The sequence below is a fragment of the Cryobacterium sp. Y50 genome (assembly GCF_002929805.1).
GTDB lineage: Bacteria > Actinomycetota > Actinomycetes > Actinomycetales > Microbacteriaceae > Cryobacterium.
Map to the genome: position 1 here is coordinate 164,942 of NZ_PJJM01000104.1, position 18,967 is coordinate 183,908.

19 protein-coding genes are annotated in these 18,967 nt (G+C 63.5%); 17 read left to right on the forward strand and 2 right to left on the reverse strand.

The window, feature by feature from the left end:
* Nucleotides 1-8: 8 nt before the first annotated feature.
* The 8 genes from hrcA to era are packed head-to-tail and all read left to right on the forward strand — an operon-like array spanning nucleotide 9 to nucleotide 7,088.
* The gene (gene hrcA / locus CXY73_RS19650) at nucleotides 9-1,028 is read left to right on the forward strand and encodes a heat-inducible transcriptional repressor HrcA (RefSeq protein WP_104139239.1); all 1,020 of its coding nucleotides are present in this window, start codon (nucleotides 9-11) and stop codon (nucleotides 1,026-1,028) included.
* Between the two features lie 51 nt (nucleotides 1,029-1,079).
* Nucleotides 1,080-2,186, forward strand: a complete 1,107-nt coding sequence (dnaJ, locus tag CXY73_RS19655; protein ID WP_104139242.1) for a molecular chaperone DnaJ — start codon at nucleotides 1,080-1,082, stop codon at nucleotides 2,184-2,186.
* A gap of 1 nt (nucleotide 2,187) precedes the next feature.
* Entirely contained in the window at nucleotides 2,188-2,928 is a 741-nt protein-coding gene (locus CXY73_RS19660) for a 16S rRNA (uracil(1498)-N(3))-methyltransferase (protein ID WP_104139245.1), read from the forward strand.
* Between the two features lie 19 nt (nucleotides 2,929-2,947).
* Nucleotides 2,948-3,325, forward strand: coding sequence for an HIT domain-containing protein (locus tag CXY73_RS19665; RefSeq protein WP_104178674.1), 378 nt, complete (start codon nucleotides 2,948-2,950; stop codon nucleotides 3,323-3,325).
* A gap of 40 nt (nucleotides 3,326-3,365) precedes the next feature.
* On the forward strand, nucleotides 3,366-4,382 hold the full coding sequence (locus CXY73_RS19670; RefSeq protein WP_104178675.1) for a PhoH family protein: 1,017 nt from the start codon (nucleotides 3,366-3,368) through the stop codon (nucleotides 4,380-4,382).
* Complete coding sequence (gene ybeY / locus CXY73_RS19675; RefSeq protein WP_104139254.1) at nucleotides 4,379-4,843, forward strand: rRNA maturation RNase YbeY; 465 nt, start codon at nucleotides 4,379-4,381, stop codon at nucleotides 4,841-4,843. Before CXY73_RS19670 ends, ybeY begins: the two co-directional genes overlap by 4 nt.
* The gene (locus tag CXY73_RS19680; protein ID WP_199184371.1) at nucleotides 4,843-6,174 is read left to right on the forward strand and encodes a hemolysin family protein; all 1,332 of its coding nucleotides are present in this window, start codon (nucleotides 4,843-4,845) and stop codon (nucleotides 6,172-6,174) included. The genes ybeY and CXY73_RS19680 overlap by 1 nt, the downstream gene beginning before the upstream one ends.
* On the forward strand, nucleotides 6,171-7,088 hold the full coding sequence (era, locus tag CXY73_RS19685; protein ID WP_104139260.1) for a GTPase Era: 918 nt from the start codon (nucleotides 6,171-6,173) through the stop codon (nucleotides 7,086-7,088). Before CXY73_RS19680 ends, era begins: the two co-directional genes overlap by 4 nt.
* A 191-nt stretch (nucleotides 7,089-7,279) precedes the next feature.
* On the opposite strand, the gene CXY73_RS19690 is transcribed toward era, so the two are convergent.
* Complete coding sequence (locus CXY73_RS19690) at nucleotides 7,280-8,491, reverse strand: LCP family protein (protein WP_104178676.1); 1,212 nt, start codon at nucleotides 8,489-8,491, stop codon at nucleotides 7,280-7,282.
* A gap of 448 nt (nucleotides 8,492-8,939) precedes the next feature.
* Between CXY73_RS19690 and leuA the strand changes: the two genes are divergently transcribed.
* Complete coding sequence (gene leuA / locus CXY73_RS19695) at nucleotides 8,940-10,706, forward strand: 2-isopropylmalate synthase (protein WP_104139266.1); 1,767 nt, start codon at nucleotides 8,940-8,942, stop codon at nucleotides 10,704-10,706.
* Nucleotides 10,707-10,812: 106 nt separating this feature from the next.
* On the opposite strand, the gene CXY73_RS19700 is transcribed toward leuA, so the two are convergent.
* A complete protein-coding gene (locus CXY73_RS19700; RefSeq protein WP_199185431.1) occupies nucleotides 10,813-11,505 on the reverse strand; it encodes a hypothetical protein in 693 nt (230 codons plus the stop codon).
* Between the two features lie 168 nt (nucleotides 11,506-11,673).
* On the opposite strand from CXY73_RS19700, the gene recO reads away from it, so the two are divergent.
* The 8 genes from recO (at nucleotide 11,674) to hisG (ending at nucleotide 18,946) form a co-directional block, all read left to right on the forward strand.
* The gene (recO, locus tag CXY73_RS19705; RefSeq protein WP_092448515.1) at nucleotides 11,674-12,411 is read left to right on the forward strand and encodes a DNA repair protein RecO; all 738 of its coding nucleotides are present in this window, start codon (nucleotides 11,674-11,676) and stop codon (nucleotides 12,409-12,411) included.
* Complete coding sequence (locus CXY73_RS19710) at nucleotides 12,408-13,226, forward strand: isoprenyl transferase (RefSeq protein ID WP_233198486.1); 819 nt, start codon at nucleotides 12,408-12,410, stop codon at nucleotides 13,224-13,226. The genes recO and CXY73_RS19710 overlap by 4 nt, the downstream gene beginning before the upstream one ends.
* A gap of 83 nt (nucleotides 13,227-13,309) precedes the next feature.
* Nucleotides 13,310-13,987: a DsbA family protein gene (locus CXY73_RS19715; RefSeq protein WP_104139275.1), complete on the forward strand. Its 678-nt coding sequence runs from the start codon at nucleotides 13,310-13,312 to the stop codon at nucleotides 13,985-13,987.
* Nucleotides 13,988-14,356: 369 nt separating this feature from the next.
* Nucleotides 14,357-15,544, forward strand: a complete 1,188-nt coding sequence (dusB, locus tag CXY73_RS19720; RefSeq protein ID WP_104139278.1) for a tRNA dihydrouridine synthase DusB — start codon at nucleotides 14,357-14,359, stop codon at nucleotides 15,542-15,544.
* A complete protein-coding gene (locus CXY73_RS19725; protein WP_104139281.1) occupies nucleotides 15,537-16,787 on the forward strand; it encodes a deoxyguanosinetriphosphate triphosphohydrolase in 1,251 nt (416 codons plus the stop codon). Before dusB ends, CXY73_RS19725 begins: the two co-directional genes overlap by 8 nt.
* A 306-nt stretch (nucleotides 16,788-17,093) precedes the next feature.
* The gene (gene rpe, locus CXY73_RS19730) at nucleotides 17,094-17,768 is read left to right on the forward strand and encodes a ribulose-phosphate 3-epimerase (RefSeq protein ID WP_104139284.1); all 675 of its coding nucleotides are present in this window, start codon (nucleotides 17,094-17,096) and stop codon (nucleotides 17,766-17,768) included.
* Nucleotides 17,769-17,772: 4 nt separating this feature from the next.
* Nucleotides 17,773-18,036 carry a phosphoribosyl-ATP diphosphatase gene (locus CXY73_RS19735; RefSeq protein WP_104139287.1) on the forward strand — a complete coding sequence of 88 codons (264 nt, stop codon included), beginning with the start codon at nucleotides 17,773-17,775 and terminating at the stop codon, nucleotides 18,034-18,036.
* 70 nt (nucleotides 18,037-18,106) lie between these two features.
* A complete protein-coding gene (hisG, locus tag CXY73_RS19740; RefSeq protein WP_104139290.1) occupies nucleotides 18,107-18,946 on the forward strand; it encodes an ATP phosphoribosyltransferase in 840 nt (279 codons plus the stop codon).
* The last annotated feature ends 21 nt before the right edge of the window (nucleotides 18,947-18,967 follow it).

Below are 18,967 nucleotides of genomic sequence, written 5' to 3' on the forward strand. Positions count from 1 at the left end.
CGGGCGAAATGGTTTCCGACCGTGGGCTCGATGTGTTGCGCGTCATCGTGCAGGACTACGTCGCCTCCCGCGAACCCGTCGGCTCCAAATCCATCGTTGACCGGCATTCTTTCGGCGTCTCCGCCGCGACCATTCGCAACGACATGGCCCTGCTCGAAGAAGAAGAGTTGATTGCGGCGCCACACACTTCGTCGGGGCGCATCCCGACCGACAAGGGCTACCGGGTCTTCGTCGACCACCTCGCCGACCTGCGCCCGCTGACCCCGGCCCAGCGTCAGGCCATTGAAACCTTTTTGGGTCACTCCGCCGACCTCGACGAGGTGCTCGTGCGGAGCGTGCGTCTGCTCTCGCAACTCACCCACCAAGTCGCGCTCGTGCAATACCCCTCGCTGTCCCGCGCGAAGGTTCGGCACCTCGATTTCGTGCCGCTGACCGAGACGCGCATTCTGTCGGTGCTGATCACCGATTCCGGCGGGGTCGAGCAGCGGGTCATCGACCTGCCGCGGGCACTTGACGAGCAGACGCTCGGCGAATTGCGCGTCCGACTCAACGTCACGGTCGTTGGACTCGGCATGGCCGAGGCGAGCGCCGCACTCGCCGCGAATGTCTGGCCGGGATCGTCAGCGCTGCAGCCGATCGTCGACCTGCTCACGCGCACCGTCGCCGACCAGGTCGGAGCCAACCGTCAGGAGAAGCTCGTCATGGCCGGGGCTGCAAACCTGGTGCGCACCGAAGACGACTTCTCCGGCAGCATCTATCCGGTGCTCGAAGCCATCGAAGAACAGGTCGTGCTGCTGCGCCTGTTCGGCGAGATGGAGACCGACCAGCACGGCGTTTCGGTGAGTATCGGCCGCGAGAATGCCGCCTTCGGCCTGCCGGAAGCGAGCGTGCTGACCAGCGGGTACACCGCCAACGGCAATTTGGCCCGGCTCGGTGTGCTCGGGCCGACCCGCATGGACTATTCCAACAATATGGCGGCCGTGCGCGCCGTCGCCCGGTATCTCTCGCGCCTGCTCGACGAGACCTAAGCTCTGTGCCATTTCGAACAACCATCATCAGAAAATCAAGGAGAGCCACCTTTGGCTGACCATTACGAAGCGCTTGGCGTTGACCGCGACGCGACCACCGACCAAATCAAAAAGGCCTACCGTCGCCTCGCCCGCGAACTGCACCCCGACGTGAACCCCGGCGCCGAAGCATCCGAACGGTTCAAGAGCATCACGCACGCCTACGACGTGCTGAGCGACGCCAAGCAACGCCAGAAGTACGACCAGGGCGGCGGCCAGAACGGCGGCTTCGACGGGCAGAACTTCGGTAACTTCGGCGACATCTTCGAGACCTTCTTCGGGGGTGGCGGCAGCAGCAGCCGTGGCCCGCGCTCGCGCCGCGAACGCGGCCAGGACGCCCTCATTCGAGTCGACCTCGACCTCGATGAGGTCATCTTCGGCACGCACCGCGACCTTGAGGTAGACACCGCGATCGTCTGTGAGACCTGCAAGGGCTCCTGTAGTGCCCCGGGAACGTCCCCGATCACCTGCGACATCTGCCACGGCACCGGCAGCATCCAGCGCGCCGTACGCTCTCTGCTAGGCAACGTGATGACCTCGAGCCCGTGCGGTTCCTGCCGCGGCTATGGCACTATCATCGCCACGCCGTGCATAACCTGCTCCGGTCAGGGCCGCGTTCGCGCCCGCCGCACCGTTCCGGTCGACATCCCGGCCGGCGTTGACACCGGCTTGCGCCTGCAGATGCCCGGCAGTGGCGAAGCCGGCCCGGCTGCCGGTCCCAACGGTGACCTGTACCTCGAAATGAAGGTACGCCACCACGATGTGTTCAGCCGTGACGGCGACGACCTGATGTGTTCGCTAGACGTGCCGATGACCAATGCAATTCTCGGCACCACCGTGACCGTGAAGGCACTCGACGGTGACATCGAGGTGGAAATTCGTCCCGGATCGCAGAGCTCAGAGGTGCTCACGATCAAGGACCGCGGCATCACCAAGCTGCGCGGCAGTGGCCGCGGCGACCTCAAGGTCGGCATCCACGTCCTCACCCCGACCAAACTCGACCACAAGGAACGCGAACTGATTGAGCAGTTTGCCGCCCGCTACGCGGCCCCGGCGCCGACCCTGAGCCAGTATCAGCAGGGCTTGTTCGCGAAACTGCGCGACCGGTTCCTCGGCTAACGTGGCACATTTCTACCTGCAGGAATCGCTCCGCACGATCGATAGTCGCCCGGGGCAGGTCGTGACCGTGGACGGCGCCGAGGCTCGGCACGCGGTCACGGTCAGCCGGGTTCGCCCTGGGGACCGGCTCCGCTTGGGCAATGGGGCCGGGTTGCTGCTGGAGGGAGCCGTACTGACTGCAGAGGCTGCGCAGTTAACCCTGCGCGTCGATGACGCGAGCGAAACGGCGGCTGCGACACCGCGCATCCGCTTGGTACAGGCTCTCGCCAAGGGGGACCGGGACGAACTGGCCATTCAAGCCGCCACCGAACTCGGCGTCGACGGCGTCATTCCATGGTCGGCGGCCCGCTCGATCACCAAGTGGGAAGGCGCGAAAATCGCCAAGGGCCACGAACGCTGGAGCGCCATCGTGCGCGAGGCCAGCAAACAGTCGATCCGGGCCTGGCTGCCCGAGGTAGCCCCACTATCCAGCACCAAGCAGCTGGCCGTTCTGGCCGCCACGACACGGATGCTGCTGCTTGACCCGACCGCGACCGGTCGCCTCACCGAGGTGGCTGTCCCCACCGACGACCGCGACATTCTGCTCGTCGTCGGACCCGAGGGCGGAATTTCGCCGGCCGAACTGCTGCTGCTCGAGCAGGCCGGCGCGAGAGCGGTGCGCCTCGGCGACACCGTATTGCGCACATCGACCGCGGGCCCCTCCGCCCTCGCTATCCTCAATGCAACGCTCGGCCGTTGGTAGCGCCGCTTAAGATAGATGTATGACTTCTTTCGTCGCCCAACCGACCATTTTCAGCCGCATCATCGCGCGTGAGATTCCGGCGACGATTGTCGCCGAAACCGAGCACATCATCGCCTTCCTCGACATCGCACCCAAGGCCCCGGTTCACGTTGTCGTCACCACGAAAGACCCGCAGTATCAGAACGTGGTCGAGCTCGCCGCTGGCAATTCCGCCCTGCTGGCCGAACTCGTCGCCGTCGCCGAGCAGATTGCGGCCGAACGCACCAACGGACAGTTCCGCCTGGTGTTCAACACCGGAGCGGCTGCCGGCCAGACGGTCTTCCACGTACACGCGCACGTTTTGGGCAGTCCGGAACAGTCGGAGCAGCTGGGGGAGGATTCACTTGGCGCCCTCTGATCCCCATCTGGAATTACACTTCTCCGTCGACGGTGTCGCCATGGTGCGTCTGCTCGGCCCCGAAGACCGCTACCTGAACACCATCGAGGCCGCTTACCCGAACGTCGATGTGCATGTGCGCGGCAATGACGTGACCCTCGGCGGCTCGGCCGACGACGTTGAGGCCGTACGCCGCCTGATCGAGGAGCTGCAGGTGGCCCTGCGCACCGGCCACGACCTCGGTGAGATCGAGGTAGCTACCGCAGCACGGAGGCTCGCCATCGACAGTTCTATCAGCCCTTCCGCCCAGCTCGGCGGCCCGATCCTGACCGCCAGGGGCAAGAGTATCCGGGCCAAGTCTCTCGGCCAGAAAGAGTACGTCGACGCGATCGATGACAACACGATCGTGTTCGGCATCGGACCGGCCGGAACCGGCAAGACCTACCTTGCCATGGCCAAGGCGGTGCGCGCCCTGCAGAACAAGGAGGTCGAACGCATCATCCTGACCCGTCCGGCTGTGGAGGCTGGCGAACGGCTCGGATTTCTGCCCGGCACCCTCACCGACAAGATCGACCCCTACCTGCGGCCGCTCTACGATGCACTCGGTGAAATGCTTGATCCCGAACTGATCCCCAAGCTGCTTGCGGCCGGAACGATCGAGGTCGCCCCGCTCGCCTACATGCGCGGACGCACTCTTAACGCGAGCTTCGTCGTACTCGATGAAGCCCAGAATACGACGCCGGAACAGATGAAAATGTTTCTGACCCGTCTCGGTTTCGGTTCGAAGATGGTCATCACCGGCGACGTCACCCAGATCGACCTGCCGGCCGGCACGAGCGGTTTGAAGCTGGTCACCCGCGTGCTCGACGGAATCGACGACATCCACTTCGCTTATCTGACCAGCGCCGATGTCGTTCGGCACTCGCTGGTTGGTCGTATCGTCGATGCCTACACCGAGTACGACGCGCAGAAGCAGGCCCTCCGACAGGAGAGCGCCGAAGCCCGAGAATTCGCCACCCGTGGCCCCCAGCGCACCGGCAATGCGCCCGGCCGCAATCCGAAACGGAGTTCCAGTTGAGCATCGAAGTCAACAACGAGTCGGCCATCCCGGTCGATGAGGCTGCCATCTTGCGCCTGGCCGCCTTCGCGCTCGACACCATGCACGTGCACGCCGACGCCGAACTCGCGATCGTGCTCGTCGATGAAGGGGCCATGGAGCAGCTGCATGTGCAGTGGATGGACGAGCCCGGTCCCACTGATGTTTTGAGCTTTCCGATGGACGAACTGCGCCCCGGAACCGAGGAGCAGGAGACCCCGCCCGGACTGCTCGGCGATATCGTGCTCTGCCCGCAGGTCGCCAAGGAGCAGGCCGAAACCGCCGGCCACAGCACTCTCGATGAGCTGCTGTTGCTCACCACCCACGGCGTACTGCATCTACTCGGCTTCGACCACGCCGAACCGGACGAAGAGAAGGAAATGTTCGGCATTCAGCGCGATATCCTCATCGGCTTCGCCATGCAGGAACGACAACGCCCCTGATGCACATTGTGTGGTTCATTTATGCGGCCGTCGTTCTGGTCGTTTTTGCTGGTCTGATGGCCGCCGTCGACGCCGCGATCACCACCCAATCGCGGGCTGATATCGCCAGCCTGGTGCCGAATCATCGCGCCAAACGGTCACTCCGCGCGATCGCTGAAGACACCGGCGCGCACCTGAACGCGATCAACTTCATTCGCATTACTGCGGAAACCACGGCGGCCGTACTGGTGACCCTCGTTTTTGCGACCACGATCGAGGCATTGTGGCTCGCGCTGCTGCTGTCGGCGCTGATCATGACCTCGGTTTCGTTTGTGCTGGTCGGTGCCAGTCCGCGCAGCGTCGGGCGGGCGCATCCGGTCGCCCTACTGACAGCCACCGCGCTGCTCGTGCATGTTGTGCGCGTTCTGCTCGGACCGATCGCGAACGCTCTGGTCGCCCTCGGCAACCGCGTCACCCCCGGGCGCACCAAACTCGCCACCTTCACCTCCGAAGATCAGTTGCTCAGCATGGTCGACGAGGCCACCGAACTCGACGTGATCGAGGAAGACGACCGCGAGCTCATCCACTCGATTTTTGAGTTCAGCGACACGGTCGTGCGCGAGGTCATGATTCCCCGCACCGACATGATCACCATCGACGCTGACGCGAGCATTGACGCGGCTATGGGCCTGTTCCTGAGCAGCGGTACCTCGCGCTTACCCGTTCGGGGCGGCGAGGTCGACGACGTCGCTGGCATCCTCTACCTGCGCGACGTCGCTCGGCTGGTCTTTGAACGCCCGATCAATGGCCTGCAACTGACGGTCGCCGAACTCGCGCGTCCGGCCGTGTTCGTGCCCGAATCCAAGAAAGCCGACGATATGCTGCGGCAGATGCAGCTTGAGTCTAACCACCTGGCCATGGTCGTTGACGAGTACGGCGGCATCGCCGGACTCGTCACCCTCGAGGATCTGATCGAGGAGCTCGTCGGTGATATCTCCGATGAGTACGACCGCGACGTGGTCGAGTTCGAAGACCTCGGCGATGGGCATTTTCGGGTCAGTGCCCGACTGCCGGTCGACGAACTCGGCGAACTCTTTGACCTCGAGCTCGACGACGATGATGTCGACTCGGTCGGTGGCCTTCTGGCTAAGGCGCTGGGGCGACTGCCGGTCGCCGGGTCAGTCGCCTCGGTGAGCGGGTTGAACCTCACCGCCGAACGCACCGAAGGTCGTCGTAAGCGCATCAGCACCGTGCTGGTGGAGCGAGACGAAGCTCTGATTGATGCGCAGACCGCATTTCTTACGGGAATGAATCGCAGCACAGTGTCTGATGATGAAGGAGAACGGTTATGACCGCAGAAACACAGGCGCACCCCGCCGATTACCGAGCGGGATTCGTCTCCTTCGTCGGACGCCCCAACGTGGGAAAATCCACCCTGACGAACGCACTCGTGGGAGAGAAGGTCGCGATCACCTCGTCAAAACCGCAGACCACCCGCCGCGCCATCCGTGGCATCGTGCACCAGAAGAACGGCCAGCTCATTCTGGTCGACACCCCCGGCATTCACCGCCCGCGCACCCTCCTCGGTGAGCGACTCAACAGCCTTGTCACCGCCACCCTGGCCGGCGTCGACGTGATCGGCTTGTGCATCCCGGCCAACGAGCCGATCGGCCCGGGAGACAAGTTCATCAACGAGCAATTGGATGCCTTCCCACGGGCCAAAAAGGTCGCCATCGTCACCAAAATTGATGCGTCCTCCAAGACCAACGTCGCCAATCAGCTGCTCGCCGTCTCTCAGCTGCGGGACTGGGAAGCGATTGTTCCGATCTCCTCGACCAGCCGCATCCAGCTCGACACCCTGGCAACGCAACTCCTGCTCTTGCTGCCGCATGCCGATGCCCCGCTCTACCCCGCTGACACCGTCACCGACGAGACCCTCGAGTCGCGCATCTCGGAGTTCATTCGCGAGGCAGCCCTCGAGGGCGTCACCGACGAACTGCCGCACTCGATCGCTGTGACCATCGACGACATCATCGAGCGTGATGACCAAGAACTGGTTGAGATTTACGCCAACCTGTTCGTCGAACGGGATAGCCAGAAGGGCATCATCATCGGCAAGTCGGGCAGCCGACTGAAGGATGTCGGTACCCGCGCGCGCAAACAGATTGAACCGCTCGTCGGTAAGCGGGTCTTTCTCTCGCTGCGGGTGAAGATCGCCAAGGAATGGCAGCGCGACCCGAAGCAGCTCGGTCGGCTCGGCTTCTAGCCCGCCGAGCAGGCAGTTCGGGTCCCGTCCGAAAACCGCCATGGATCGGTAAGACTCACCAGCACTAAATGTTTAGCGCCCGCCCCGAAACGGGTGGCCGCTAAGGTAACCGTCGTAGCGGCTACCCATATCGGGCACACTCACGCCCGCCGGCCTGAAACCGGCAGGAACGGCCCGAGTGCCGCCCGCACTCACCCGCTGAAGGCCTGGACGCAGGAATCATCCTCGGCCGTTTGGCCGGTGAGTCCATCCAGAGCCTGAACGGTTGGCTCGGGGGTGGGGAGCGCAGTTTCGCCTGGCGCCGACGTTGACGTTTCGACCGGCACCGGGAGATTCGTCGTCGGGGCCGGCGTGGGTGTTGTACCGGCGAGAGCGAAGGGCTCGTCGGCTGCGAGTTTGGCGAACATCTCCTCGGCCACAGCGTCGAGCGGTACCACCTTGCCCGGAAAGTCAGAGTCCTCGGTCGTGCCCGGATATTGTACGAACAGCAGTCGATCCAGGTCGATGTCGTTGAGCGCCAGAGCCATCGAGACCATAGTGTCGATGTTGGCCAGCGACGTCGATAGTGCAATGTTGCTCGCCGCAGCGTCGGCCAGGTTGATCAAGGTCGGGATGCTCGTGAGCGTGCCATTGCCCTGAACCGTGCGCATGAGTGAGGCCATGTAAATCTGCTGCGAGGAGATTCTCGCCAGGTCGCTGCGATCGCCCACGCCTTTGCGGCTGCGCAGAAACGCCAGTGCGGTGTCCCCGGCGACGATACTCGTGCCGGCGGGCAGATTGAGGCCCGCAGCGGGGTCTTTGATGGCCGCATCCAGGCAGATCGGAACTCCACCGATGGCGTCGCTCAGCTGCACGACCCCATCAAACGAGATGAGTCCGGCATAGGGGATGATCAGTCCCGTCAGTTCGGATATGGTCTTGACCACGCAGGGCAGCCCGCCACGCGACATGGCCTCATTGACGGGGCGTGCGGCCATCGCAGAAAACTCGTCCCCGTTTTTTGTATCCGTGCACGTGGGATGCGGCACGATGAGATCGCGAGGGATACTCACGACGACCGCATTGCTGTGGTCGGCAGAAACGTGCACGAGAATGTTCACATCGTTGAGGGTGGCGTCACGTTTTCCGTACGCCGCGCTTTGCGTTGCATCGTTGTCGATGCCGACCAAAAGAATATTGAAGCCGTTTTCGTAGCTTTCGAACTGTGACTCTGCGGCTGACGTGTCGCCATCGGTGATGTCGATGGCGTTGTCGTCGACCTTCTGGTGCAGGCTCCAGACCGCAATAGCCGCCACGGATGATGCGCTGATCACGGCAACAGCCAGCACCGCCGCCACCGCTTTGAGTGCCCTCGCATAGGGATTCGATCGCTTCAATCGCCCGTGGCGCGCGATTCCGACCATCCGTTTGCTATGCCTGTTCGCGTCAACCACAAAGCCTCGTCCCCTTGCGCCCGATCACTGATCGAACCTTCTATCAACGTCACGACCCCATCATGCCCCTCGGCATCGCCCTGGTACCTCCCGAGGCTATCGCCTTCGTCAGCGACCGCGGTGGTCACCAAAACGCGTTGGCGCGATTCAGCCGCCAAAATCGGGCAAGTCGTGAACGAGGTTCCCGCGTCACGCTTCGTACTCGTTCAAAGCGACCTCAGTTTCCGGACTCGGCTAGGAGCATCCGCTCGCCGACGCCTCCGCCGCCACGTGGGCGCAACGGTGCCAAACGGTGCTAGCCTAAAAATGTGTTGAACGGTGCGCTCCTCCTTAGCTGCCGCGACGGGTCCTAATCTAAAGGCCTCCCTCGTCGCGGCGTTCGTCGTTGGCTGTGCGACACCCACGAGGAAACAGGATCATGAAGAACAATCAGACCGCATCCACCCTGCCGATTCATCGCTACCGCCCGTACCACGAGCAGTTCGCCGTTGCGCTACCCGACCGTACCTGGCCGAGTAAGCACATCACGGTTGCACCGCGTTGGTGCGCGGTCGACCTGCGGGACGGCAACCAGTCGCTTATCGACCCGATGAGTCCCGAGCGCAAGCGCATCATGTTCGACCTGCTCGTGCGTATGGGCTACAAGGAAATCGAGGTGGGCTTTCCTTCGGCGAGCCAGACCGACTTCGACTTCGTACGCAGCCTCATCGACGAGAACGCCATCCCCGACGACGTAACGATTCAGGTGCTGACCCAGGCTCGTGAACATTTAATCAAGCGCACCTACGAGTCGATCGCCGGCGCCAAGCAGGTCATCGTGCACTTCTATAACTCCACGAGCATTTTGCAGCGCGAGGTGGTGTTTCGCGAGCAGAAGCAGGGCATCGTCGATCTGGCCCTGTTTGGCGCCCGCCTGTGCAAGCAGATGGAATCGACCATTCCCGGCACGACTATCTATTACGAGTACTCGCCCGAGAGCTTCACCGGCACCGAACTCGACTTCGCTGTCGACATCTCCAACCAGGTCATTGAGATTTTGCAGCCGACCCCGGAGCGCAAGGTCATCATCAACCTGCCGGCGACAGTCGAGATGGCCACGCCCAATGTGTATGCCGATTCCATTGAGTGGATGAGCCGTCACCTGAACCAGCGCGAGAACGTGTTGATCTCGCTCCACCCGCACAACGACCGCGGTACTGCGATTGCCGCCGCCGAACTCGGCTACCTGGCCGGTGCCGACCGCATCGAAGGCTGCCTGTTTGGAAACGGTGAGCGCACCGGAAATGTCGACCTGGTTGCCCTTGGCATCAATCTGTTTACCCAGGGCATCGACCCGCAGATCGACTTCAGCAACATCGACGAGATCAAGCGCACCGCTGAATACTGCAACCAGCTGCCGGTACCGGAGCGCAACCCATGGGCGGGCGACCTCGTCTTCACCGCCTTCAGCGGTTCGCACCAGGACGCCATCAAAAAGGGTTTCGAAGCCATGGATGCCGATGCCGCCAAGCAGGGCTGCACCGTCAACGACCTGGTCTGGGCCGTTCCGTACCTGCCGATCGACCCCAAGGACCTTGGTCGCAGCTACGAGGCCGTGATTCGGGTCAACTCGCAGTCCGGCAAGGGCGGCGTCGCCTACCTACTCAAAACGGACCACGCCCTCGACCTGCCGCGCAGGCTGCAGATCGAGTTTTCCGGCGTCGTGCAGGCCAAAACGGATGCCGAGGGTGGCGAGGTCACGAGCGAGCAGATCTGGGACATCTTCAACGACGAGTACCTGCCGGCCACGGTCAAGAACCCCGAAGCACAGTGGGGCCGGTTTGAACTGCACTCCACCCGCACCTCAAGCGACCTGTCCGGCACCGTCGACCTTGCCGTCGTACTTCGTGACGGCGACACAGCGGCTCCGGCCACCGGCTCCGGCAACGGCCCGATCAACGCGTTCCTCGGCGTCATGGCCGAGCGCGGAATCGCGATTACGCTCTACGACTACGTCGAACACGCACTGTCGGCCGGCGGCGATGCTCAGGCAGCCGCCTATGTCGAGCTCGACGTGAACGGCAAGCGCTACTGGGGTGTCGGCATCGATGCGGACATCTCCACCGCGTCGCTCAAGTCGGTCGTCTCCGCCGTCAACCGCGGCATTCGCGCGGAGGTCGGCAACCGGGAGTTGTCCGCCGTCTAAGCAGACAGCATCCGCTCTAGCGCAACACACGAAAGCCCAGACTCTGCAGTCTGGGCTTTCGTTGCACCATCCGGGTGCGGTTGTGAGCCTGGCCCTGTGCCGGGGACTAAGCCAGGGCTGGCAGGTATTCTGATCGGTCCGGTGTACGGGTGCCGAGAAGGACGCGACAATCGTTGATCGCATGGTCTAGCAGGGTATACAGCCGGGCGTCCGGGTCGGAAATGCACGCTTCGCCGATGCCCTGCACGGCGACACGAATGATCGTGTCGGCGGTGCGCGGGGTGAACTTCGTGTGCGACCAGGGGTGCATGCTGCCAATGAAATCACGCGCCCATCGTTCGGCATCGGGAGCCTGATCAAGGGCGACCCGAATGCTGGCACGCAGCTGTTCGGCCAGCGGCAGATCTGGCAATTGTAGATTCAGAACAGATGCGTTGCGTTCACAGGTGAGAATGCCCACCGTCAGCGCGCGCTGACGTTCCAGGCTCGCCACCGGAAGCGCTTCGCACCCGGCGCGCAGGGCGACCACGATTTCGACCCGCTTGTCGGGTCCGGTCAGGCCGATCACCGATGGAATCAGCAGCGCCAGCCGCGAGCGCGCCGTGTCGGAACTGCAGTCGTTGACCATTCGGGCGAGCGAGGCGAGCACCGGATGGGTGCACGCGGGGTGGTCGCTCCACGACTCGCCAGCGAGATAAGAGGCGAATTCCATGAAGCAGCCGCCGCTCTTGGGCGTGCGGTGTTTGCCACGTGACAGCACGGGCATAATATCGGGCAGGCTGCCCTGGACTGGCTTCATGAAAAACCTCCATACCACGGGGACTACGTCTTCTAAGTTTCCCCCCGTCTGCCCGGAAAAACCAGTGTCTGATGCGAGTCGTGACAAATTTTCAGCGACCGGAGCCAGCCGTTTGGCCGGTACTCGAGCCGTGACCGAAGTCTGCGCGACGGAGTGGGATAATTACCTGTGCCTGTCTACCGAGATGAAGCCGTCGTACTGCGCACCCACAAGCTGGGTGAAGCCGACCGAATCGTCACCATGCTCACTCGAGCGCACGGCAAGGTGCGCGCCGTGGCCAAGGGCGTTCGACGCACCGGCTCCAAATTCGGCGCCCGGCTGGAGCCGTTCATGGTCGCTGACGTACAGCTCTACGAGGGGCGCAGCCTCGACATCATCACCCAGGCGGAGTCCCTCGGCTCCTACGGCGCCCTGATCACGGCCGACTACGGAAGCTACACCGCAGCGAGTGTGATGGTCGAGACTGCCGACAAACTCACCGAATCGGAAGGATCACTGCAGCAATACCTGCTGCTCGTCGGCGCGCTGCGATCGCTGTCCCGGCAGGAGCACGGTTCCCACCTCACCCTCAACTCCTATCTACTACGGGCCGTGTCGATGGCCGGCTGGGCGCCGAGCTTTCAGGACTGCGCCCGCTGCGGCGCCACGCAGTCAAGCGATGGCGGGCAACACTCGGCCATGGTCGTGCAGCTCGGCGGCATCGTCTGCGACTCCTGCGCCCCACCCGGATCGCCGCGACTCGACGCAGCGACGATCGGCCTGCTGAGCGCCTTGCTCACCGGCGACTGGGAACACGCCGCCGCGAGCCCAGACCGCACCCAAAACCAAGCCGCCGGAGTCGTCGCCGCCTACACCCAGTGGCACCTGGGCCGCGGGCTTCGCTCGCTGGAACACGTCGCCCGATGATGGCCAGTCTGTTCGGCCACAAACCGTTCACCCACAAAGACGCCGTCGCGTACAAACCGCTCGACTGGACCGGCCTCTACCCGCCCGACCTGCCCCGCAAGGTCGTACCCCAGCACGTCGCCGTCGTCATGGACGGCAACGGCCGCTGGGCAAACGGCCGGGGCCTCACCCGGGTCGAGGGCCACAAGGCCGGCGAGGCCGCCCTGCTCGACGTCGTCGCCGGCGCCATCCAGATCGGCGTCAAGCATCTCAGCGTCTACGCCTTCTCCACCGAGAACTGGAAGCGTTCGCCCGATGAGGTGCGTTTTCTGATGGGCTTCAACCGGGACGTGCTACACCGCCGCCGTGATCAGCTCAATGAGTGGGGCGTGCGCGTCAGGTGGGCCGGGAGCAAACCGAAGCTGTGGGCATCCGTTATCAACGAACTGCAATTTGCCGAGAAACTCACAGCGGGCAATGACGTGCTCACCCTCACGATGTGCGTGAACTATGGCGGGCGCACCGAGATAGCGGATGCCGTGCGCGCGCTGGCCGAGGATGTTGCCGCCGGAAGGCTGCAGCCGTCCGGCATCACCGAGAAGGCTATCGCCAAGCAGCTGTACGTGCCCGAGCTGCCCGACGTCGACCTGTTCGTGCGCAGCTCTGGGGAGCAGCGCACCAGCAACTTCATGCTCTGGCAGAGTGCCTATGCCGAAATGGTTTTTCTCGATACCCTGTGGCCGGACTTTACCCGCGTCGACCTGTGGCACGCGGTTGAGCTCTATGCAGCCCGCAACCGTCGTTATGGCGGAGCGGTCGACACCCCAACTGCCTGAATGTTTCAGTTGGGAATACATCGGCCCGGCGCCCCGTTGACCAGAGTGTGACTGACACAATTCTTACTGAAGCGACCACGTCCATGAGCACCGACACCATCAAGGTGGACATTTGGTCTGATGTGCAATGTCCCTGGTGCTATATCGGCAAACGCAAGTTTGAGACCGGTGTCGCCCAGTTCGACGGCACCGTCGAGGTCGAATATCACAGCTTTGAACTGTCGCCTGATACGCCAGTCGATTATGCCGGCACCCCTGTGCAGTATCTCAGCGAAAAGAAGGGCATGCCCCTCGCCGAGGTCGAGCAGATGCTTGAGCGCGTCACCGGTATCGCCGAAAGTGTCGGCCTGCACTACGACTACGACGCCGTGCACCAGACCAATACGGTCATTTCGCACGAGCTGCTGCACTACGCCAAAGCGCACGGCCGTCAGCTCGATATGAAGGAGCGCCTACTCAAGGCCTACTTCATCGACGGTCGCCATGTCGGCCGGATCGAAGACCTCGCCGACCTCGCCGCCGAGATCGGACTCGACCGAGCCGACGTCGTGCGGTCGCTCACCGCCCACGAGCACCTCGCCGCGGTCAAGGCCGACGTGGCACAGGCCGGCGCCTACGGTATCCAGGGGGTTCCGTTCTTCGTGATCGACGGCCGCTACGGCATTTCCGGCGCGCAGGATCCGACGGCGTTCACTCAGGCGCTCGACCAGGCCCGCGCCGACCGTTCGGTCAACGCTCTGGCCGACGAAGCCTCCGCGTAACGGCGACACCCAGCGAACTCGCGTAGCCTGACGGGTAAGCAACCAGCTGTACCCGCAGACTTCACCGTTTCACCCAATTGATACAGGAGATAACTTATGACCGACACCGCCACCACGACGCCGCCCGTCTTCACCGACGCGGCCGGCCGTCCCACCATAGAACTCCTGGGCGCACCCGCCGCAACCGACGAGGCGGCTGGGTCCTGCTGCGGTGGCGGCTGCTGCAGCTGATCTGAACCCCTTCATTGCTGTGCGCAGCTGCCGAACGCCCCATTTGCCGGGCCCGGCAGCTGCGTTTCTGCGTGCGCTGGGCATCCGGTCTGCAGAGGATTCGGAGCACCACGCGCTTTCTGGGAGAATTGGTCCACCATGACTTCACCTACTTCTGCCGTCGACCAGCGGGCGCCGATCGTCCAGCTGGCAGTCGGTCCGCTCAGTATCGGCCCGCTCACGCTTGATGTGCCCGTGGTGCTCGCCCCGATGGCTGGCATCACCAATACCGCGTTTCGCCGGCTGTGCCGCGAATACGGTGCCGGACTGTTCGTGAGCGAGATGATCACTTCCCGAGCGCTCGTCGAACGCAACACCGAGACCATGCGGTTGATCACCCATCATGAAAGTGAAACCACCCGTTCCATTCAGCTCTACGGCGTTGACCCGAAAACGGTGTCAGAGGCCGTGACCATGCTCGTCGCTGAGGACCGCGCCGATCACATCGACCTCAACTTCGGCTGCCCAGTTCCCAAGGTCACCCGCAAGGGCGGGGGAGCTGCCCTGCCGTGGAAGATCGGCCTGTTCCGTCAGATCGTCGAGGCGGCCGTCACCGCGGCCGGCCCAATACCGCTGACCGTGAAGATGCGCAAGGGCATCGACGCCGACCACCTCACCTACCTTGAGGCCGGAAAGGCCGCTGCCGGAGCCGGCGTTGCCTCCATCGCCCTGCACGGCCGAACGGCCGCCGAGTTCTACTCCGGCCACGCCGACTGGTCGGCCATCGAGAAGCTCAAGAACGCCATCAGTGACGTACCGGTGCTCGGCAACGGCGACATCTGGTCGGCCGACGATGCTCTGCGCATGGTCAGTGAGACCGGATGCGACGGCGTCGTCGTCGGGCGTGGCTGCCTCGGCCGCCCGTGGCTCTTTGGCGACCTCGACGCTGCATTTCGTGGGCAGGAACTCAAGGCCGAACCGGGCCTGGGCCAGGTCATCAACGCATTCCGCCGCCACGCCGAACTGCTCACCGAATACTTTGACAGCGAAGACCGGGCTTGCCGCGACATTCGCAAGCACGTCGCTTGGTACTTCAAGGGCTACCCGGTCGGCGGCGACCTGCGCGCGAGCCTCGCCATGGTGCAGTCTCTCGCCCAACTCGACGACCTGCTCGGCACCCTCGACTCCTCGCTGCCCTACCCGGGCGCGGACGTTGAAGGACCGCGCGGCCGGGCGGGAACACCGAAGAAACCATCGCTGCCCGAGCACTGGCTCGAGTCGCAGGATCTCGTCGGTGAGCAACGACTGAATTTGACCGAGGGCGAAGGGGACACCAGCGGTGGCTAACAAAACCGGGTACAGCGAAACCGATGAGGCCCGCTGGTTTCCCGAAGAGCACTATTCGCGGCGCAGCGATTTTGCCCGCGACCGCGCCCGCCTGCTGCACTCAAGCGCCCTGCGCCGCCTCGCGGCCAAGACTCAGGTGCTCAGTCCCACGGCGGGGCTCGACTTTGCCCGCAACCGACTAACCCATTCGCTCGAGGTCGCCCAGGTCGGGCGAGAGATCGCGTCACGCCTCAACGTAGACCCCGACATCGTCGATACCGCCTGTCTTGCGCACGATATCGGGCATCCTCCCTTTGGGCACAACGGCGAGAAAGCGCTCAGCCTATGGTCGGAAGACATCGGCGGCTTTGAGGGTAACGCGCAGACCCTGCGTTTGCTCACCCGGCTCGAGCCGAAGGTGTTTGGGCCTGATGGGCGAAGCTACGGCCTCAACCTGACCCGGGCGAGCCTCGATGCAAGCTGCAAGTATCCCTGGCCAGAAGGATCCTCGGTCTATGACCCGAGCGGCCGGGCCAAGTTCGGGTTCTACCAGGACGACATGTCCGCGTTCGAGTGGCTGCGTACGGGTGCGCCCGACCGGCAACTCTGCATCGAAGCCCAGGTGATGGACCTCTCCGACGACATCGCGTACAGCGTGCACGACTTCGAAGACGCCATCGTCAACGGCTACGTCGATGTGGCAGCGCTGAGCAGCCGTGCAGATCACGACGAACTCCTCGCCACCATGTCGGAATGGATCGGCGACGAGACCAGCGCCGAGGACCTGGCGACCGCGTTCAACCGGCTCGACTCCCTCGATGTCTGGATGGACTCCTGGACCGCGGGGCGGCGCGACCAGGGTCACCTGAAAAACCTTACGAGCCAGCTCATCGGCCGGTTCAGCAGTGCCGCCGTGCACGCCACCAAAGAGTCCCACCCCGACGCGAACATGCTGCGGTTCGGGGCAAATGTGATCGTGCCGCGCGAGATCCAGGCCGAAATTGCGGTGCTCAAAGGCATCGTCGCGGCGTTCGTCATGACCCGCAACACCCGCAAACCCATCTACGTGCAGCAGCGCCAGGTACTCACCTTGCTCGCCCAAACCCTGCACCAGTCCGGTGATGAACACCTCGACCCCGGCTTTCGCGAAGACTGGCAGGCCGCCGCCGACGATGCCTCCCGCAAGCGAGTCATCGTTGACCAGGTCGCGAGCCTCACCGACCAGTCCGCCCTGGCCTGGTACGAGCGCCTGGTACAGGGCTAGCACCCGCCTCCTCTCGACTCCCTTGCTGGTCGGGGCCCAGGCCCACGTTCAGATCCTGGGACCAGACACGAAGTCCCGCGTAACGCCGTAGGTCCCGCGCGGTGCGCTCGGCTGGCGCCGCGCTGGTGCCAGAACGCGCGGGCACTGGCGTATGTTCCACCATCGGCTTCGCGACGTATGTTTCGTCTTGGGCGAATCCGAGGATTCAGATTGCTCCAACTCTCGAAGACACATGACTGTACTGCAAGCGGCGCGAACCACCACAGGATACCCACGCAGTCAGCTGTGGCTCGATAAGCTAAACGGATGGCTACCCGCATAAATCCGAGCATCCTCGCCGCCGATTTCGCCAATTTCGAGAGGGAACTGGGCCGTATCCGCTCTGCCGACCTCGTTCACGTCGACATCATGGACAACCACTTCGTGCCGAACCTCACCTTCGGGCTGGGCATGGTCGAGCGGCTCCAGCAGGTGTCGCCGCTGCCGCTGGACATCCACTTGATGATCGACGACCCCGAACGGTGGGCGCCTGGCTACGCCGAGGCCGGTGCCTACTCGGTCACCTTTCACGCCGAGGCGACGACCGAGCCCGTCGCTCTGGCCCGTCGCCTGCGGCAGATCGGCGTGCGCGCTGGCATCGCCCTGAAACCGGGCACCGATGTCGCGCCGTATCTCGAACTGCTCCCCGAATTCGACCAGGTGCTCGTGATGACCGTTGAGCCCGGTTTTGGCGGGCAGAGCTTCATGGAAGAGACCATGCCGAAGCTATCCCAGCTCCGATCACAGGTGCAGAAGATCGGCCTCGACGTTTGGCTGCAGGTCGACGGTGGCATCACCGCGCAGACCATCGAGATCGCAGCCAGAGCCGGTGCCGACACCTTCGTGGCCGGATCCAGTGTGTTCGGGGCCGAGAATCCGGCCGCCCAGATCGGTCTGCTGCGGGAGCGCGCGGCGAGTCACCGTCACGGGCGGGTAACCTAGAGTCGTGAAAACTTTCGATGACCTGTTCGTAGAACTCAGCGACAAGGCCCGCAACCGCCCGGAAGGCTCCGGTACCGTTCGTGAACTCGATGCCGGCGTGCATGCCATTGGCAAGAAGATCGTCGAAGAAGCGGCCGAAGTCTGGATGGCCGCCGAGTTTCAGAGCGATGATGAAACCTCTGCCGAAATCTCTCAGCTGCTCTATCACCTGCAGGTTATGATGATCGCTAAAGGCCTCTCTCCAGCCGATATTTACCGACATTTGTGACCGCGCCAGCGCCTGTGCTGGCCCGAAATCATTGACTAGTCGCGTGATCTAAAACCGAGAGAATATCCCCATGCTGAGAATTGCCGTGCCCAACAAGGGCTCGTTGTCTGAAACCGCCGCGCAGATGCTCGCCGAGGCCGGCTATGCCGGTCGTCGCGACCCGCGCGACCTCGTCACCGCCGACCCGCGCAACGGGGTCGAATTCTTTTACCTGCGTCCGCGTGACATCGCCACCTACGTCGGCTCCGGTGCCCTCGACGTTGGAATCACCGGTCGTGACCTGCTGCTGGACTCTCACTCCAAGGCGCGGGAAATCGCCAGCCTCGACTTCGGCGACTCCACCTTTCGCTTCGCCGGACCGGCCGGGCGCTTCACCGAGCTGAAAGATCTCGACGGTTTACGGATCGCCACGAGCTATCCCGGTCTGGTCGAACGCTTTCTCGCCACCCACTCGGTGACCGTCGATCTGGTCGAACTCGATGGGGCCGTTGAATCAGCGGTTCAGCTCGGGGTAGCGGATGCCGTTGCCGACGTTGTCTCCACCGGCACCACACTGCGCAAGGCCGGCCTCGAAATCTTTGGACCGGTCATCCTCGAATCCACCGCCGTACTGATCAGCTCCACCAACGACAAGGCCGGAATCGCGACACTGCTACGCCGCCTGCAGGGCGTTCTCGTGGCCCGCCAATATGTGCTGCTCGACTACGACATTCCGGTCGCGCTGCTCGACACGGCCGCCGCGCTCGCGCCCGGCATCGAATCGCCGACCGTCTCCTCGCTACACGACCCCGAGTGGGCCGCAGTGCGGGTCATGATCGCCCGACTGGACATGAACAACGTGATGGATGCGCTCTACGCCATCGGGGCCAGAGCCATTTTGGTCACCACCATTCACAACGCCCGTCTCTAGGTACACGGAAGAGGACAACCA

What these genes read in the sequence shown, in the direction of transcription:
- hrcA (WP_104139239.1), top strand. Translation starts at nt 9, where the DNA reads ATGGTTTCCGACCGTGGGCTCGATGTGTTGCGCGTCATCGTGCAGGAC.
- CXY73_RS19665 (WP_104178674.1), top strand. Translation starts at nt 2,948, where the DNA reads ATGACTTCTTTCGTCGCCCAACCGACCATTTTCAGCCGCATCATCGCG.
- CXY73_RS19670 (WP_104178675.1), top strand. Translation starts at nt 3,366, where the DNA reads ATGGTGCGTCTGCTCGGCCCCGAAGACCGCTACCTGAACACCATCGAG.
- CXY73_RS19680 (WP_199184371.1), top strand. Translation starts at nt 4,843, where the DNA reads ATGCACATTGTGTGGTTCATTTATGCGGCCGTCGTTCTGGTCGTTTTT.
- era (WP_104139260.1), top strand. Translation starts at nt 6,171, where the DNA reads ATGACCGCAGAAACACAGGCGCACCCCGCCGATTACCGAGCGGGATTC.
- CXY73_RS19690 (WP_104178676.1), bottom strand. Translation starts at nt 8,491, where the DNA reads ATGGTCGGAATCGCGCGCCACGGGCGATTGAAGCGATCGAATCCCTAT.
- leuA (WP_104139266.1), top strand. Translation starts at nt 8,940, where the DNA reads ATGAAGAACAATCAGACCGCATCCACCCTGCCGATTCATCGCTACCGC.
- CXY73_RS19700 (WP_199185431.1), bottom strand. Translation starts at nt 11,505, where the DNA reads ATGAAGCCAGTCCAGGGCAGCCTGCCCGATATTATGCCCGTGCTGTCA.
- CXY73_RS19710 (WP_233198486.1), top strand. Translation starts at nt 12,408, where the DNA reads ATGATGGCCAGTCTGTTCGGCCACAAACCGTTCACCCACAAAGACGCC.
- CXY73_RS19715 (WP_104139275.1), top strand. Translation starts at nt 13,310, where the DNA reads ATGAGCACCGACACCATCAAGGTGGACATTTGGTCTGATGTGCAATGT.
- dusB (WP_104139278.1), top strand. Translation starts at nt 14,357, where the DNA reads ATGACTTCACCTACTTCTGCCGTCGACCAGCGGGCGCCGATCGTCCAG.
- rpe (WP_104139284.1), top strand. Translation starts at nt 17,094, where the DNA reads ATGGCTACCCGCATAAATCCGAGCATCCTCGCCGCCGATTTCGCCAAT.
- hisG (WP_104139290.1), top strand. Translation starts at nt 18,107, where the DNA reads ATGCTGAGAATTGCCGTGCCCAACAAGGGCTCGTTGTCTGAAACCGCC.